10 protein-coding genes are annotated in these 16204 nt (G+C 47.7%); 1 reads left to right on the top strand and 9 read right to left on the bottom strand.

Going from position 1 to position 16204, the window contains the following annotated elements; translation table 11 throughout:
• Window positions 1-178: 178 nt before the first annotated feature.
• The 3 genes from GCU39_RS10445 to GCU39_RS10455 form a co-directional block, all read right to left on the bottom strand.
• Window positions 179-2491 carry a helix-turn-helix domain-containing protein gene (locus GCU39_RS10445; protein WP_152393449.1) on the bottom strand — a complete coding sequence of 771 codons (2313 nt, stop codon included), beginning with the start codon at window positions 2489-2491 and terminating at the stop codon, window positions 179-181.
• Between the two features lie 194 nt (window positions 2492-2685).
• On the bottom strand, window positions 2686-3489 hold the full coding sequence (locus tag GCU39_RS10450) for a polysaccharide deacetylase family protein (protein WP_152393450.1): 804 nt from the start codon (window positions 3487-3489) through the stop codon (window positions 2686-2688).
• A 4-nt stretch (window positions 3490-3493) separates the two neighbouring features.
• Window positions 3494-4537 carry a glycoside hydrolase family 88/105 protein gene (locus tag GCU39_RS10455; RefSeq protein WP_227793531.1) on the bottom strand — a complete coding sequence of 348 codons (1044 nt, stop codon included), beginning with the start codon at window positions 4535-4537 and terminating at the stop codon, window positions 3494-3496.
• Window positions 4538-4742: 205 nt separating this feature from the next.
• On the opposite strand from GCU39_RS10455, the gene GCU39_RS10460 reads away from it, so the two are divergent.
• Window positions 4743-5621, top strand: a complete 879-nt coding sequence (locus GCU39_RS10460; protein WP_193726862.1) for an AraC family transcriptional regulator — start codon at window positions 4743-4745, stop codon at window positions 5619-5621.
• A gap of 23 nt (window positions 5622-5644) precedes the next feature.
• Here the strand turns inward: GCU39_RS10460 and GCU39_RS10465 are convergent, their stop codons facing one another.
• From GCU39_RS10465 to GCU39_RS10490, 6 genes are all read right to left on the bottom strand, one after another.
• Window positions 5645-6391 carry a hypothetical protein gene (locus tag GCU39_RS10465; RefSeq protein WP_193726863.1) on the bottom strand — a complete coding sequence of 249 codons (747 nt, stop codon included), beginning with the start codon at window positions 6389-6391 and terminating at the stop codon, window positions 5645-5647.
• A gap of 271 nt (window positions 6392-6662) precedes the next feature.
• Window positions 6663-11582 (bottom strand): sugar-binding protein, encoded by a 4920-nt coding sequence (locus GCU39_RS10470; RefSeq protein WP_193726864.1) that lies wholly within the window; start codon window positions 11580-11582, stop codon window positions 6663-6665.
• Window positions 11583-11674: 92 nt separating this feature from the next.
• The gene (locus GCU39_RS10475; RefSeq protein WP_152393454.1) at window positions 11675-12778 is read right to left on the bottom strand and encodes a TolB family protein; all 1104 of its coding nucleotides are present in this window, start codon (window positions 12776-12778) and stop codon (window positions 11675-11677) included.
• 45 nt (window positions 12779-12823) lie between these two features.
• Entirely contained in the window at window positions 12824-14251 is a 1428-nt protein-coding gene (locus tag GCU39_RS10480; protein ID WP_227793532.1) for an ABC transporter substrate-binding protein, read from the bottom strand.
• 116 nt (window positions 14252-14367) lie between these two features.
• Complete coding sequence (locus tag GCU39_RS10485; RefSeq protein WP_152393455.1) at window positions 14368-15240, bottom strand: carbohydrate ABC transporter permease; 873 nt, start codon at window positions 15238-15240, stop codon at window positions 14368-14370.
• Entirely contained in the window at window positions 15237-16154 is a 918-nt protein-coding gene (locus tag GCU39_RS10490; RefSeq protein ID WP_227793533.1) for a carbohydrate ABC transporter permease, read from the bottom strand. Before GCU39_RS10490 ends, GCU39_RS10485 begins: the two co-directional genes overlap by 4 nt.
• Window positions 16155-16204: the final 50 nt, after the last annotated feature.

Consider the following 16204-nt stretch of genomic DNA (forward strand, 5'->3'; position numbering starts at 1 on the left):
ATCGCCTCACCATTTCACATGAAGACATGCGACTGATGTGTGCTACGATTCAAATTGTAGGAGAGGAAGCCTTAACCCAGAAAGAGACGCGTTATGCAATTAGTGACTTTTCTTACAAAATACCGGGTCGCATTTTTTATGATTTGTTCATTTTTATGCGATGTGATTCGTAAAAACCTTATTCTACCGCGATTTCGGTATTTGCACCTAGCACCCAATCCCGATGCTCCGAAGGCGTCATGCCTGTATATTTCTTAAATGCCCGCAAAAAGCTTCGCGTATTGTTATACCCAACCTCTTCGGCAATATCGTTGATTTTGCGATTCTTATCCATGAGCAAGGCAACGGCAGCTTTAACCCGTGTCTCAATCAAGTAATCGATGAAGTTCTTCTCGGTATGTTCTTTGAACAATTTGCTAATGTAAGTTGGAGTGAGTTCAAACTGATCAGCCAACTGCGCAAGTGAAAATTCGCTTTCTCGATAATGCTCCTCAATATAGATCAACATGTTCTCGATCAACTTATTACTGCCCCGCTGCTCCCGCTTCTCTTCTACTTTGCTCGCTATCTGCGTAAGCGCCTCCAGCACGATCTGCTCCAGCACCTTCCAATCATGGCAACGGTTCATGCGTTCGTGAAGATTGCCCATGCTATTCAGAACTTCGTCAGTATCAATACCCGTCGCAGCAATAGCCTGCAACGATTTCATCACCAGCTCATAGGATAGATGCCGGATGAGCTCCGGGGATAGACCGTCTCCAATCGCCTCCTGGTACAAGAGTGCTACGTTTTTCCTGATCTTCTCGATCTCCGTATGCCTCAGCGCTTCCATAATGCGTTCCGTCATCTTAATGAGACGATAATAATCCTGATTATCCGATCCGATCAAATCTTCAAATGAAATAACGGCATGGCTGCCGAGCACCATGCGATAGTGCAGTGCTTTTTGTGATTGGTCAAACGATGTGGGAATATCTTTCATGTCGGAATAACATCTACCTACACCGGCCGATACGCGTAGTCCGAACTGATGCTTCATAACATCCAGGATGAGTTCAAGAATCGTTAAGGCTTGCAGATGGTTCTGTTCCACATCCCCTTCCGCGAAGCTAAAAATAATGGCAGATCTACCTGATCCTAAATCGATTGCAACCCCGGCGGTCTCCATATGGATCAATTCTTCGGCGACATTACAGAGCACATAGGTATACAGCGTCTCATCCTTGGAGTTCATGCTGCCTTCCTTTTCAATCTCGGCCGTACAGACGACGAACATGCTTGGATGCAATGGAAACCCGGTAAATTCTAACTGGCGACTTACGGACGAATATTCGGTTCGATAACCCGCTAACATATCCATTACGATTCTCCATTTCAGAATCGGCTTGGAGTCCCGAACTCGCTGCTCCAGTTGTTCGCGATCCATGAACATTTGGTCGAACACCGTTTCCAAATAATCGAGTCTGGCAACCTGTCCCGGCTTCATCGGCTTGAATGCGCCTGTCATTTTGCTTACCAAGCGATCCAGCGGTCTAAAGGTTCGACGGTTCACGTAGAAGAGCACGGATAACGCGAGCACGACCATCAAGACGACAATGCCGATCATCAGATTTCGAATCGATTCCAACGGCTGGTACAACTGGGTCTCAGGAATAACGCTGACAATTCTCCACCCCGTATAATTGGACTTCGTATAGAAGATGGACTGCTTGCCTCCATTCCATTCGACTGCGAATTGCCCGCTACCCTTCGAGCCTAATATCCGGTTGATGTAAGGAATGTCCGTCATATTCTTATATAACTGCGATTTGTCGTCATGCGTCACGATGTTCCCTTTGTCATCGATGATGAACGTATGCATCCCCTCTTGATTGCCAGCGAACACGTCGCTAATCATGCGGTAGAGCATGTCCTCATTGATATTGACGGCTACAAGCCCCTTCCGATAACCTGGACTGCTAATTAACGGATAGGGACGGATGAGCGTGACGACATCCTGCATTTTCTCCCCATCCCATACTTTGTGCGTCGCGATCCATTTTGTGTAACCTGCCATATCCAAATAGCCGCTTAACCAATGGTCTTCTGATTCGTTTTTCTTAATAAAAGCTTTATCCGTCAATACATCGCCGCTAATGTTCGAGTAGACAAAGACGGAGGAGAATTGATCGTTGGCATGCACCATCGTCTTCAATTTGTTCGACAACCCGAAGAAGTTGACATACTTCTGAGAGACATCATCGAAGCTGTCATACATGAAATACACGTATTCCAGTTCTTCTGATAAGTTCAACAAGTCCTTCTCCGTCGAGTGAAACACGAGCTCGATCTTATCGTCGATCTGCTTGAGCAGCGCAATGTGCGTGTCTTTCAAATCGGTCTGCAGACGTCCTACCGTACCGAAATAAGACAAACTAAAGGTAATGATAATGATGATGATAAAAATCGATCCATAAATCATCATGACTTTCCCCGAAATACTTAAGCGCATAACTTCCCCCCCTTTAGATGTCTACTGGCTGTCCTTCATATTGTCGTGAGTTTACTATATCACTCAATGTTTTCCGTGAATATCACATGGATAGGAAAAATTCCCTTCTGTTCCATCGTTTCTCTCTAGTTAAGAGCCTTGATGGACAAAAGGGAATCTATCTTGATTACGAATACGTTATTAGCGTTGGCAGCTTACTTTACCAGTTCTATTTGACTACCGCCTTTCACTTCAATGACTTCACCATTCGCTTCCAGCCATATCGAATGATATGAGGGATTGTACACAAGATCCATCCCCGCCGAAAAACGGAGGCTCTGATACCTGCGCAAGTAATCCACGATTTCGATGTTCGTCGCGTACCATATGTCATCACGACCGCTAACCGATTCGCAAAAGCGCTCTATTACATCCCAGTTATTGTCGTGATCGAACTCGTAGCTGTGTCCCCAGACATACAGCATATGGAGATGCTGTCTTCGGCCTAGCTGCTTGAATGCCTCGGTCAATTCGAGCAGATTCTGATTGTGATGGCACGTGGGGTGCCATGCGAAGTAATCATCCGGCATTTGAAAATCGCCATGACTGAGAACCGTTCTAGCATAAGCGATCCCGAGGTGCGGAAGTATCTCTTGCATTTGACGATTGAATGTGCCGTTGGGATAGGAGAAACCTCTGACAGGGTAACCGGAGATACGTTCTAGCGACTTCCGATCTTCCATCAATTCACCTACGATTTGCTCCCTCGTACATCGGGTTAATGTTGGATGTGTCACCGAATGCGCTGCGATTTCATGGCCTTGATACAGGTTCTTCACTTCTTCTAGAGGAATTCGATCGTGATGTCCGGCCAAACCCGAATTGAGATGGAACGTTCCTCGGATGCCGTGCTGATTCAATGTGCGAACCAAGCGTCTATCGGCTGATCTTCCATCATCATAGCTCATCGTCAGTACTTTATGTTTCCCTTCGGGAAAGGTCAGTTGTACATTCGCCACTTCATCAACTCCGATCTACGTGTGCAAGAGATAGTAGAATTAGAGTTAGCCCTTGACCATATAGAGTCGGGATGCATGGAATTTCTTCATAAGCCGCGATGCTCGACATGACTGGCGTTCCTCCGGATACCCCGAGTACTGTTCCGTCAGGAGCAATCCGCTCAATCACGCCATGCAATGTCAGATCGATCGCTTCCTTGTAAGAGTCATCCAGCCAGCCCATACGCATACCGGCTAACCATCCCGCCGCAATGCCAGCGCTCCCAGATGTCTCCGCATAAAATTCAGGTTGGTCCATAACCGTGCTCCACAAGCCATCTTTCCGCTGGTAGTGTCTCAGACCTGCTGCAAGCTGTTGGTATCGTTCTATAATCTCATCCGAGAAAGGTGTTGTAGAACCAATCTCCTCCGCAATCCATGGACTTGCGAGGATGACCCATGCATTCGCGCGTGTCCACCTTGCAGCGGACATGTGATGCTGCTCCTCACAATTCCAACCGTGAAACATCACTCCTGATGATGGATCCTGCAGCAATCGTAAATGGGTAAGCAATTGAAATTCCGCTTCGATCGCGTATTTGCGATCCCCGGTTCGCTTCGCAAGTCTTGCCAGAAAGAGTACAGCCATAAATAAGGTATCCGCCCATACTTGTTCGGAAAACTGAACCTGTTCCGTGACCGTATGCTCAAAAGCGCCTTCCCGGGTCCGCGGTGCTTCCAACAGCATCCAATCCCCGATGCTAATCGCAGTATCCAGGTACCAACGTTCGCCGCTCACGCGATGCAACTCCGGATATATAGTATACGGAGCCATCGAATTGATCACATGCATCTGCTCGCTGAGGTGCTTATTACGCGCCGTCCATTGGAGCAAATATGTGACAGCTTCACGATTATTCATCAATTGACCGTATGCCAAGATCGAAATAACGCCGACGCCCGGTACCCAATCCCAGCTGTCCATATCCATTCCCCAGTCGTTCGCCGTCTCATCGATCATGCGGTGATAGACTCGCTTCGCAATACTTGCTACATCATCCATCTTCATCGTCCTCTCCCAGATCAAGATTTATTCCTTATGTTATTCCCATGCCAAATGTTCTATTGTAAATGTAATGGATAAATACCCTCTATACTTGGGCTTATGTTCAGTTTTTATGGGGATTTTTCCAAAAATACAAAAGACCATTGGGTTCGCTCATGGTAAAATGAACATACTGCTATCATTTCTTAAGGAACAGGAGACCGCGATCATGCATTCAAGTTCTATCTCTCTCAACTACCAAGTCGACGATATAACGAATCGATATCTAGATAATTTCCCGGTTCTTTGTTTCTTCCGTGATGGAATCATCGGCCAGCATAAGATCCATGCGCATCGGGGATACGAGTTCTATTATTGCCTGGAAGGGGAAGGCAAGCTGCTCGTTGCCGATCGCATGTACGCGTTAGTGCCAGGTACCCTGGCCATCATCAACCCGTATGTTCTGCATTTGCCATCCGTGATCGGAACGAAGCCCCTGCACCGCGTGATCCTCTCGCTTGACGAGCGGTATATGCAGGCTTTCAACAATTCCCCTGGTATGGATCTTTGTATGCGTAGGCTGCTGTCCGAACCACAGCCCTTCTGGCGACTATCTACCGAGACCATGGCAATTATACGAAATCTATTACAGCGGCTTGTGAGGGTAATGACCGATAAACCAGTCTATTATGAGGCATCAATGCACCATCTGCTAGCCGAATTGTTCGTCACGCTGGCAAGGGAGCCTTTTGATCCCATGGAGTCAGACAACCAAGTGAATGAAACCTCTCATCTCGCAGAGCGCATTATGCGTTATTTGACCGCGCATTACGCCGACACGATCGAAGTCAGTCGGTTGCATGAACGGTTCAATGTCTCTCGGTCGCATATGTACGATCATTTCAAACAGGCGACCGGCCACTCCTTGAACCGCTATTTGACGATTTATCGAATCAATCAAGCCAAAAGGCTCCTTATAGATACCCCGCTATCAGTCACAGAGATCGCTTCCGCGGTCGGCTATGGCGATCTCTCGCATTTCTTCCATACGTTCAAATCAGAAACGGGCATTACACCAAACGTTTTCCGTAAACAAACCGGGAACTGAAACAATGAATCCTAACGAAGCCTTTATTTCGGTAGCTTGGCCTCTGCAGCATATATGGCACTCCGAATGATCGTTTCCCATTCGTTTATTTTATTCTGTGATACATGAATTTGACTAAGAACACCAACGATTGATCGCAATTCTGCAGCTGTCTTCACGGCATCCCCTTGCTTGACAGCTGCTTTATAACGTTTGTCAGCCGCTATTCGTTGTTTATTGAACTCTATTATTTTTTTGCTCTCAGTTGTAATTTGTTTTTTTAGCGTTTGCACCGGTACTAAAATATCTTTTACTATTTTGGTTTTTTCGGAAGCGTGCTTCTTCGCAGTTGTTAGAGCATCTTTTTTCAACTTGATCTCCTGTCTTGCAGCAAGAACAGAAGCCTTCATACGATTCCGCTTGAGTTCAAACAGAAGAACAGATTTATGATCTTTACGTTTCCTAGCTTCTGTTACTTTCTTGCCAATGTCCTTGTATTCCGCAAGCAAAGGTGAGAATTTTTTCTGACTCTTGTCTGCTTCCGTTTTCAATCTGTCGAGTTTCACCTTGTCTATGAGCTGTACTTGAATATTGATTTCTTTTAGCTTCTCATTGTTTTGCTTGCGCAGGGCCTGAATTTGCTCTTTCTCCTGTTTGTTCGTTAATTCTAACGCGGAAAAGTTGTCATGCAATTGATCAATGCTTGTTAACGCACTATCCCACACAGGATCTGCTGCTCCTGCAATGGGTGGTCTAATCAGGAACAGCAAGAAACACACAATTAGAACCACAGGACCGATCTTATATCGGTTGGACGCTCTTCTTCTTTGCAACAAATCAATCATCTCCCTTATCGAATATGATCTTCAAAAGAAGCGCAAAAAAGCACCCCACAAGAAAGGCTTGATAGCCAATCCTGCGAGGTGCTTCTCCCGCACTCTTTCAACTTGAGAATAGTATATAGTCGATGAGATAGAATGTCAACCAACTTTTGGAACATGCGTTCTTGTGTCATTTACCGACAATCCTGTTATCTAAAGTTATCCCCAAACTGGACTGTTATCATTTACTTACTGTGATAACCGTCTTCTCACTGGATGTTGTTCCAGCATCATTTACAAGTTCACAACGATATTCATACGTTCCTATCTGTTTGCCATGAATGTCTGTAGTGGCTGATTGCGCGTTCGGCGTGTGATCATTAAGTATCTGTGTATCGATAAGTATCCCATTCTCATACAATCGATACACCGTACCATTGGTTCCCCACCACATATTCATGCTGACTTTATAGCTGCCATCGCCATCCCAGTTATCATGAGAGAGAACCGGTTGTGCGGGTTCTGCTTGTGTGACGGTTACCGTATACACGTTGCTTCTTGTTGAACCTGCGGCATTCGAGAGCTCTGCGACGTAACGGTAGGTACCGTTTTTACGATTCGATATCGATGTAACGGCGGTCTGGGCAAGCGGTGAATGATCTGTGAGGGATTGCGTATCGATGAGGACATCATTCTCATAGAGCCGATACGTGCTGCCATTATCCCCCCACCACATATTCATCGTGATCGTATACGTCCCGTCTTGGATTCCCGAGTCGTACCCATTATCGCCCGATAGGACAGGATGGCCGGGGATACGATCAGGATCGGGCTTCGATGCGGGCTTCACTGTCAATTGCCCATATCCCTCGCTGCTTAAGAAGTATGCCGTATCCTTCGGACTATAGAAGACTGTGATTGTGTAGATGGTCTCCTGATCCATATTGTTCTTTGTCTCAATCTTGTAAGGCAACGCAGCAACCCCATCCGTATCAGTTACCGCGTATCCAATCGGCTCACCGCCGTACACAGCATAAGATACGCTTGCTCCAGAAATGGCTCGACCCTGCTTATCATGCAGCGTCGACTTCAGGGACACGATATCGTTGCTATGCCCCTCTGCATTAGACAACTCTAGTACGGTGCTATGATAAAGCTTGAACGACAATTTCTGCTCGCTGAGCTTACCTCCCGGATCTCCTGCTTGCACAGTTAAGGTGTGGATGCCATTGGCTGTAATCGGCGTTCCAGATGTCCATGCTTCCCCATCCAACCAGATCCGTGGTGTCAAGATTTCACCATTTGCCGTCTCCGCCTTCACGACCGGAGCGACCTGATCGACATAGCTCTCTCCTTCCGCAACGCCTTGAATGGTAATCACGGGGGAGTATGGGTCTTGAACCCATTGCGCCGTTCTGAATTTTTTGGCATCCTTCACTTCGCCAATCCCGGATCCCCATTCGATATACCCTTTCCGCCCCAAGCCATCATTATCGTTCACAAGAAAAGACAGGCTTATCGCCTCGTTCGCGTCCGGTCTGATCGGAGTCAGCTCAGACCAGGGAAGCGCAAGTTCATAGAGCGTTTCCTTCCGCGCTTCATCTCTCTTCACCTGTAAGGACCCCTTCGTTATGATCCCCTTGGCACTGGTATCGGCTGACAACCAACGATAGATTTGCGGACCTTGGGGGGTATCAGATATGCCGATTTCATACCAACCCAAATTCTCACCAGGTATGCCATTCATCAAGGCGAACTGAATGCTATCATTCTTCCAGATTTCTTCCCCGCTTGCAGGCGTGGAATGAACATCATCTTTCACTTTCGCCGTCAAATAAAACGCATCTTGATCCCAATTGGCCCATATGCTGCCGTCCAAATCGGATGATCCAGCATAATTCTGCATCTTGATCGTTCCCCTCGACAACGAAACGAGCGGAGGTATCGCCATGATATTCGGGTCCGCCACACCGTCTATTTGCACGGTACTTCGAATCAATGGATTGAAGTCCAGCATGCCTTCATATTTATAGCTCTCTTTCCCATCGATAGATACCGTCGCTTGGGCCGGGTAACTGACACCATATTCAAATCCGCTCAACGGGATATCGAACGTCTCCAACGTATTCGGCGGGATCGCCTTATTCAAAGCCTCAGTTCCCGATTGCGTACCGAACTTCCAATCGACGTTACGAACAGAAAGTCCTTCCGTCTTGGAGCGATTTCGAATTTGTAATCGCAGTGCTTCGGTTTTCTTATTCATATCATGAATAACGGGGACAACCTTGGCGTCGTACGCTGAAGATGTTCGAACGGCATGTTGTAGCTTTCCGATCTGTTCACCATTTGCCGTCAAATCCGCCGTGACATAACGTTCTCCGATCTGCCCCCTTCCCGGTAAGGTAATCGATAAAGACGTCTTCTGACCAGATGCGGCGAACAGTGGATATACGGAATTTTCCACTTGTACAGATACATCAATCGGTGTGTCCATAATATTATCTGTCTCAACCTTCATCGTGACGGGTTCACCAGCGATGGCCTCTTCTGCAACAAGTGTAAAGGTTGAATCGACTGCAATGCCTTCGATCTCGCTCTTCACGTAAATCGGCTCGCCGGTTAGAGTCATATACACTTTGCCATGTAGCGGGGTGAAGGTGTCGGTATTCCCCATCATATCCGTGATTTGAATCGGATTATTGGTAAGAATAGCCGCCTGTACAGGCGTGTTCGCCCAGACAACGCGCAGGTTCTGGCCATTTTTATGGAATTGATAGCTTGAAATACCTGTACCGAACGAATCCTGCTGTATAAATTGCGCACCGATGAGCTCTCGCGTCATGCCTGCATAGGCCGCATAGCTTGGTTTTGGCGTAAACGCTCCCTTCGGATCATTCGAATTCCGCAGGATGCCAAAATTATTCTCATGATAGCTTGGATCCATGCCATCGTTCATGAGGTCATACCAGAACACTTTTTCGACGCCTTCCGCTAGAGCCAAGACATGTGTGCGCACGAGATAGTCTGCTTGTGTTTTTTCGCTGATGCCGATGCCTCCAATCGACGTTGGCCATCCAACCTCCGTGAACCAGATCGGTTTGAGCTGCCCCTGATTGTATTGACGAATCAAGTTCTTCGTACTTCGCACGTTATCTACTATGCCCTCAGGAGGCCGCTGGCTCTGGTAGGGATGAATGGAGATGGCATCCATATACTGAAGTCCCCCAAGCTTGAATACCTCTTCCATCCACCCGAGTGGCGTACCCGCCGTTGCCATGCCCACCACTGTAACATCGGGTCTCGCAGCTTTTATCGTCTCATAGGTCTTCTTCAGCAGTTGGTAATAGTACTCCGGTCGAGAATCCGCGGGACCGTTGCCACGATCTCCGAACCCGCCATTGAATTCGTTGTAGACTTCAACCCAAGGAATCTGATCTCCATACAGGTTCAATAAGGCTTTTCCGTAGTTGGCAAATCCTTGACGGCCTTGATCCGTATAAGGCGTGCTGTTCTGATCATAGAATGGATTGGTATAGTCAAGGATAATGAACGGCTTAAGTCCATCTTGCTGTGTGCGTTGCATGTAAGCATCGCGATTCGAAGGCTTGCGGTATTTACCTATCTCGTACTCAACGGCATCCCATGGAATCTCGTCGCGAAAGTTTTTGACGCCTGCTCGGTTCAGCAGTTCGCTTAACTCGGGTGTCCACCCTTGTGGTGTCTCCCATGCTAAGTGCGTCGACATGCCAAACGGTGAACTCGCCACAGTAGATGAGGCAGCACTAGAAAGACGAGCCAAGGTAACCTCTGAATTTTTGATGAGCTGTCCATTCTTCTTCGCTTCTATCCGTAATGAATAATAGCCGAATTGTTGTAAAGGGATAGACAATTTCAGTTGTCCACTCTGCACCCCACCCGTGCCAGCCAATACCTTATGATCCAGATGATCATACACACTCCAGCTTACTGAATCACCTTGCGTAGCGATGTCAAAGGCTACAGGCTCATTTTCCAAGAAAATATTGCCCATTCGCGTCTGTTGAATCGATAAATCGGGGAATGGCGCTGTTAACACAACGTTGTCCAGACGGATTTCACCGATGGATTTACCACCGTTCAATCCGGACTTCTCTAATAAGAATTCCATTTGCTGCGCAGGGCCGTGCCATTTGCCATCATTCGCTCCACCGAAATACAGGTAATTTTGTCCGCCGTCCAATTTATATATTTCGATCTTCTGCCAATTTGTTGTTGGTGATAGGGTGATTTTCTGCTGATGCACCTGTCCTGTCGCATCTTTTAATCGCAGGGAAATCGAGGTCGCATCCGCCGTTTTAATCCAAAATGCAATTTTTTGGATATCAATAGGTGAGAAACTTTTGCCTAGTGAAATATACTTGCCGCCAGCGCTGAAGTCCCCTCGCAGCTTGCCGGCATATAGTCCCGATTTGGGCTCCATCGTATCTCGCACATATTGACCGCTTGCGCCTGGAAAATCGGTTCCTAGACCCATTCGCCATAGATCGAAAGCCTTCTCGAAAGTTCCGATCTCGGCATCCCATAGCGGATCTTGCTGCGGAGCTATAGCAGATACGGCGTCAATCCACACATCCCCGCTCGTTTTACCACCAATTAACCCGGCTTTCTCCAGCAGAATACCGATGCCTTTTGCAGGACCATGCCACACGCCATCGTTAGCTCCATTGAAATGAAGATAATTCGTACCACCGTTGAATTGAGCGATTTCGATCTTCTGCCAATTCGCGATTGATGTTATGGCAATTTTCTGCTGATGCACCTGTCCCGTTGCGTCCGTCACGCGAAGGACGATCGCGGAGGCATCGGCTGATTTTACCCAAAACTCGAGCTTCTGCATATCGATCGAACTAAAATTTTTACCGATCCCAACATATTTCCCACCGACGTTAAAATCCCCATGCAGCTTACCGGCGTAAGTTCCTGATTTCGATACCGACGAATCCCGTACGAATTCGCCTACCGCTCCAGGAAACTCAGTACCCAAGCTGAAATTCCACACCTCTTCGTCGCTCTCGAAATCACCAATGGGCGTGTCGTGCAACGATTCCACTGCATACGCTGTATAATTTTCACTGATCAGAAGTCCGTTCATTGGCCAAGCACAGAGAAGTAGAACCAACATGAAGCATATCATCCGCTTTTTCAATCCCAATCCCATAACCTCCCGTATCGATCCAATTTCATACCTATTCAACACCACAAAAGTAAGCGTTTTCAATATGTGCATTCTCGAATATCCATAATGCCAACCCACAGCACGTCATCCGAATCGGAAAAGGTAAAGGTGATCTTGCGACTGTCTGGACTGAACGATGGGTGCGGATGTCCCGGGTGGGTCCCGCGGCAAGGCAGCTCGCACAGCAGCTTAGCGCGTGTCGTCTCCGTATCGATCAACACGATCTTCGACACACCGGGCTCTTGGGTGTCGCAGGCTGCGTACCGGCCGTCCGGACTAACGCCGACATGCCAGTACCTGTAATCGCCATTGATGAATTCTTGGTGCACGCCTTCCCGATCCACGAATAACAAACCTGACGGTTGATCCGGACTATGCGGATATTTCACGAAGTATAATCCGCTGCCATCGTATGCCCATATTTCGTGCCCCACGTACTCGACAAGCTGTCCGTACTTATCCTTTTTTTGCAGAAAAATATTCCGAGTTGTTCCACTGCGCATATCTATAGTCCATAAACGGTCCGAGATTTGCTCTGTTGCACCCTCATGCGAGTAGAATAGCAGCTCAGGGTTCACGGGGTTAATCATAGCATGATTCGCAATGGGGTAGGGTTCGTCGAAAATGGGACGTACCGCTTCACGAACTTCCCCTGTCACCGTATGAATGGTGCCGATCACCCAACATATTTCTCCTGATACGCATTCAGCTGAATCGTCTGGCGGATTATACTCCTGCCAATAGACACCTAGCACCCTGCCGTCATTCGTGATGGATAGCGGACCCATCAACGTGCAATGGGACGAGAGCCGACAAATCGTTCGCCGTTCACCACTCCAAACATCAATGGCATACAACTCATTCTTGTCGAACAAATATAAGATATCCTCGCAAGACACGACGCCGCGCCCCCAAGTCAATCCTTCCTCCAGCACCTCGGTATCACCGGTCTCCGAATCGACGCGCACCACGTTTCCCACCCCTGTTGTCGGATCAATCTCCGTGTGCACGATCAGATGCCGACTATCCGATAACCAGGTCATTGCCGTCATATAATGATGTGCCGTATCGCGACCTTCGCAGCCGATCGCAAGGATCGGCAGTCCTGTCGTTTGATCTGTAAAGGATTTTCTCGTGAGCATGCTGCTCCCTCCTATTCCATCAATCTATTGCTTGATCGCATAAACCTATTGAACAACAACCTTGGAGAGCACGTCCTCATCGAATTTCTTTGCGGTCATATCAAGTAATTTTTTGACATCCGCATCTTTGTTCGAAAATATTTCTTGCAGGACATTGGTTAATGCCGCGTAAGTCTCCTGCCCATTGTAGGATGGCTCCGGCACGCCTTTCATTACCTTGGTGACTTCCGGATCATATCGAAAGACGTTATCCGGATATTCATTCACCAAGGCTTCAATCTTCTTGCCATATTCTGAATCCGGTTTATAGTAAGCCGGCGCTCCGTACAGATATACTTGTCCTTTGGCTTTCCGATCTTCCAGAACCAGCTTCAGCTCATCGAGACCGCTATCTTTGAACAAATCGAATGTGACATAATTGAATGCCATTTGCTGGGTTTCAGGCGATTCTTGCGGATTAATGACATCGTAATTACCGCCAAGCACCCCCGTGTGATCGCCGCCTTTCTCCATCGAAGGGATTGGCAGAATAATCAAGTCTTCTTTCTTCATGCCGCCGTTATTGATCGCATCTTCAATACGATCGCCCAGCACCATCGCAGCACGTCCTTGCTTGAACAGATTGTATACGTCACCAAAGTTCAAGGCCCAGTTCTGCGGGAGCGCATTGCCTTCCCATCTTAATTTTTTCATGAACTCCATTGCTTTCACGCCCGCGTCGGAGTTGAAGGCCGATGTTACTTTGCCTGCAGCAACTTGCTGGGTGGTGCCTCCAGCGGCATATAAGAAATTCGTCCAGTTCCATCCTCCCTCATTGCCTTTGGCCATCATAGCAAATCCGGCAATGCCTTTGGCTGGATCGGCCGTCCCTTTCGCCGCCGCATAGAAATCATCCCAAGTCCAGTCCGGCGTCGGAACCGGGATATTCTTGGCTTCGAATAGCTTTTTATTTATCATCACCGCCATGATATACCCGTTCGCCGGAATCGCATACATTTTGCCGTCAATCATGAAGGGACTGGCCAATTTCTCGTTGAAGTCGTTCGCGTGATTGTAATTCGCGAGATAAGGCGTTAAATCCGTAAGCCATTGATGTTCCAGCAATACTTTTCCTTCCGTCGCAGGGGTTCGATAGAATGAAGGGGCCTGATGAGCCGCCATCTTGATTCCGATTTCATTCGGCGCATACTGCCAGTCATTCTTCTTTAGCGTGACATTCGGATACTGTGCCTTGAACCGGTCCATCCTTTTGTTAATGAACTCTATGCCTGTGAGATTATCCGACTTCGGGAACTGGACGGTCATCGTCACCGGCGCTTCCTTGGTCTCCGCTGTCGAGTTTGTCGCCGGTTCTTGTGAGCCCGCAGTTTCCTTGCTCCCCTCATTCCCCGTCGTACTGCTGCCGCAAGCGCTTACGATCATCGTTAAAGCTAGAATCGTGAGGAGAAGAACATTTTTTCTTTTTGTTTTCACTTGGTTTACCCCTTTCGGAATTGGATAAGGTCGATTACACGTTCATCATACAGGGTCACACCTGTTGGATCGATGATCGATTCTCGGATTGTGATGATGGATTCACTGGAACAACGCTATCCTTTGACACCTGATAGATTCAGGCCGTGCATAATATTTTTCTGGAAGAACAGAAAGAACAGAAGCGGCGGAAGCATGATCACCGTCAATACACTGAACTTCACATTCCACGTCAGATTGAAGGATTGAATAATGTTACGGTACACGACCGAAGCAAGCGGATATTTCTCCGGTGACGTCAAGACGAGCGACGGCCAATACCAATCGTTCCATGTCGACGTAAAAGCGAAGATCAGCAATGTTGAGAAGACAGGAATCGACATCGGAATCGCAAGCCGGTAAAAACAACGCAGTTCGGAAGCCCCGTCCATTCGTCCGGCTTCGAACAATTCTTTGTTAATGCCATCGAAGAAACTTCGCAGCAGCATAATGTTGAATGCGCTAGCCCCTGCCGGCAGCCAGAACGCCCAATAAGAGTCGATTAATCCGAGGCTCTGCAGATTCAAGAAGCTAGGAATCATATACGTCGCGCTAGGAATCATGAGTGTGCTCATGAAGAAGAGCGTGATCCCTTTGCGGAACGGCAGCTTCATCTGGGAGAGACTGAACGCCGCGAGACTGACGATCATGAGTGAAATAACGGCATTTCCGCCAAAAAGGATCAGCGTATTCATGAAGGGTCGGAACAATTCCACGTACTTGAATCCTTCCGCGTAATTGCTCCACTGGAATTGCTGTGGGAATAAGCTTGGCGGAAACATGAAGATTTCCTGATTGGTCTTGAACGAAGAGAAAATCGTCGTTGCAAAAGGATACAGCATCGTCACGGCGAGCACAAGCAGTGCAAGCAGCATGATCGAATATCCAATGCGAACCGAACCTTTCTTTAGATCAAATGATGACATAATACTGCGTTCGGGTTGGCTCATACTTTTTTGCTCCTTCCTTGAAAATAGTAGAGTACGGTCGACAAGGAAGTCAGCACGAGGAACATCAGAACGCCCATCGCCGATGCCCTGCCGTAATTCAAGTTCGTGAACGCTTCATTAATGATCTGATACATGTACGTCAGCGTCGCGTTGTTCGGACCGCCGCCAGTCAAGGCCATATGTGTCATGAAACCCTGAGATGTGCTGATCAGCTGCAAGATGAACATCAGCACATACAGATGACGTATGCCTGGAATCGTAATGTGGCGAATGCGCTGTAGCACACCGGCACCATCAATTTCGGCCGCCTCGTATAAATCTTTCGGAATGCCAACGATCCCTGCCAAATAGATCAACGTTGCACCGCCAAAGGCCTGCCACGTCTCGGCAATCACGATCGAGATCATGGCGATGCTCTTATCGGTTAACCACATCAATTGATGATCCCCGAACCAAGATGCGATTTGGTTCACGGGTCCTAACGGATCGTATAACCATTGCCACATGCCATAGAGGACAACGGCTGGCACAATATGCGGCAAATATACGATTAATCGCATGACGCCTTGAAACCGTCTTAACTCAGAGATAGCAATGGCGACAATGCTCGGCACCCAGAAGCCAAGCAGTACACACAAGAACATATAGTAGATGGTGTTCCAGATCGTCATTCCCATGTCACTGTTCGCAATGACCTCACGATAGTTCTTCAGGCCAACATAGTTACTACCGTTAATGAAGTCGACATGCATGAAGCTGTACACCACCCCCTTGGCAATAGGCGTCCAGAGAAATAGACAAAAGACGATGATCGCTGGCAGTATAAAGAGAACTCCCCATAAATAATCCTTGCTTTTCTTGATCAGCGGGTGAACCGGTTGTCTTCCCTTGACCCTCGCGGTTTGTGTGGACACCCCCTCACATCCTTTCTTTCATTGGTATATCATTTATTGTATTGAAAACG

The sequence above is a fragment of the Paenibacillus guangzhouensis genome (assembly GCF_009363075.1).
Lineage (GTDB): Bacteria > Bacillota > Bacilli > Paenibacillales > Paenibacillaceae > Paenibacillus_K > Paenibacillus_K guangzhouensis.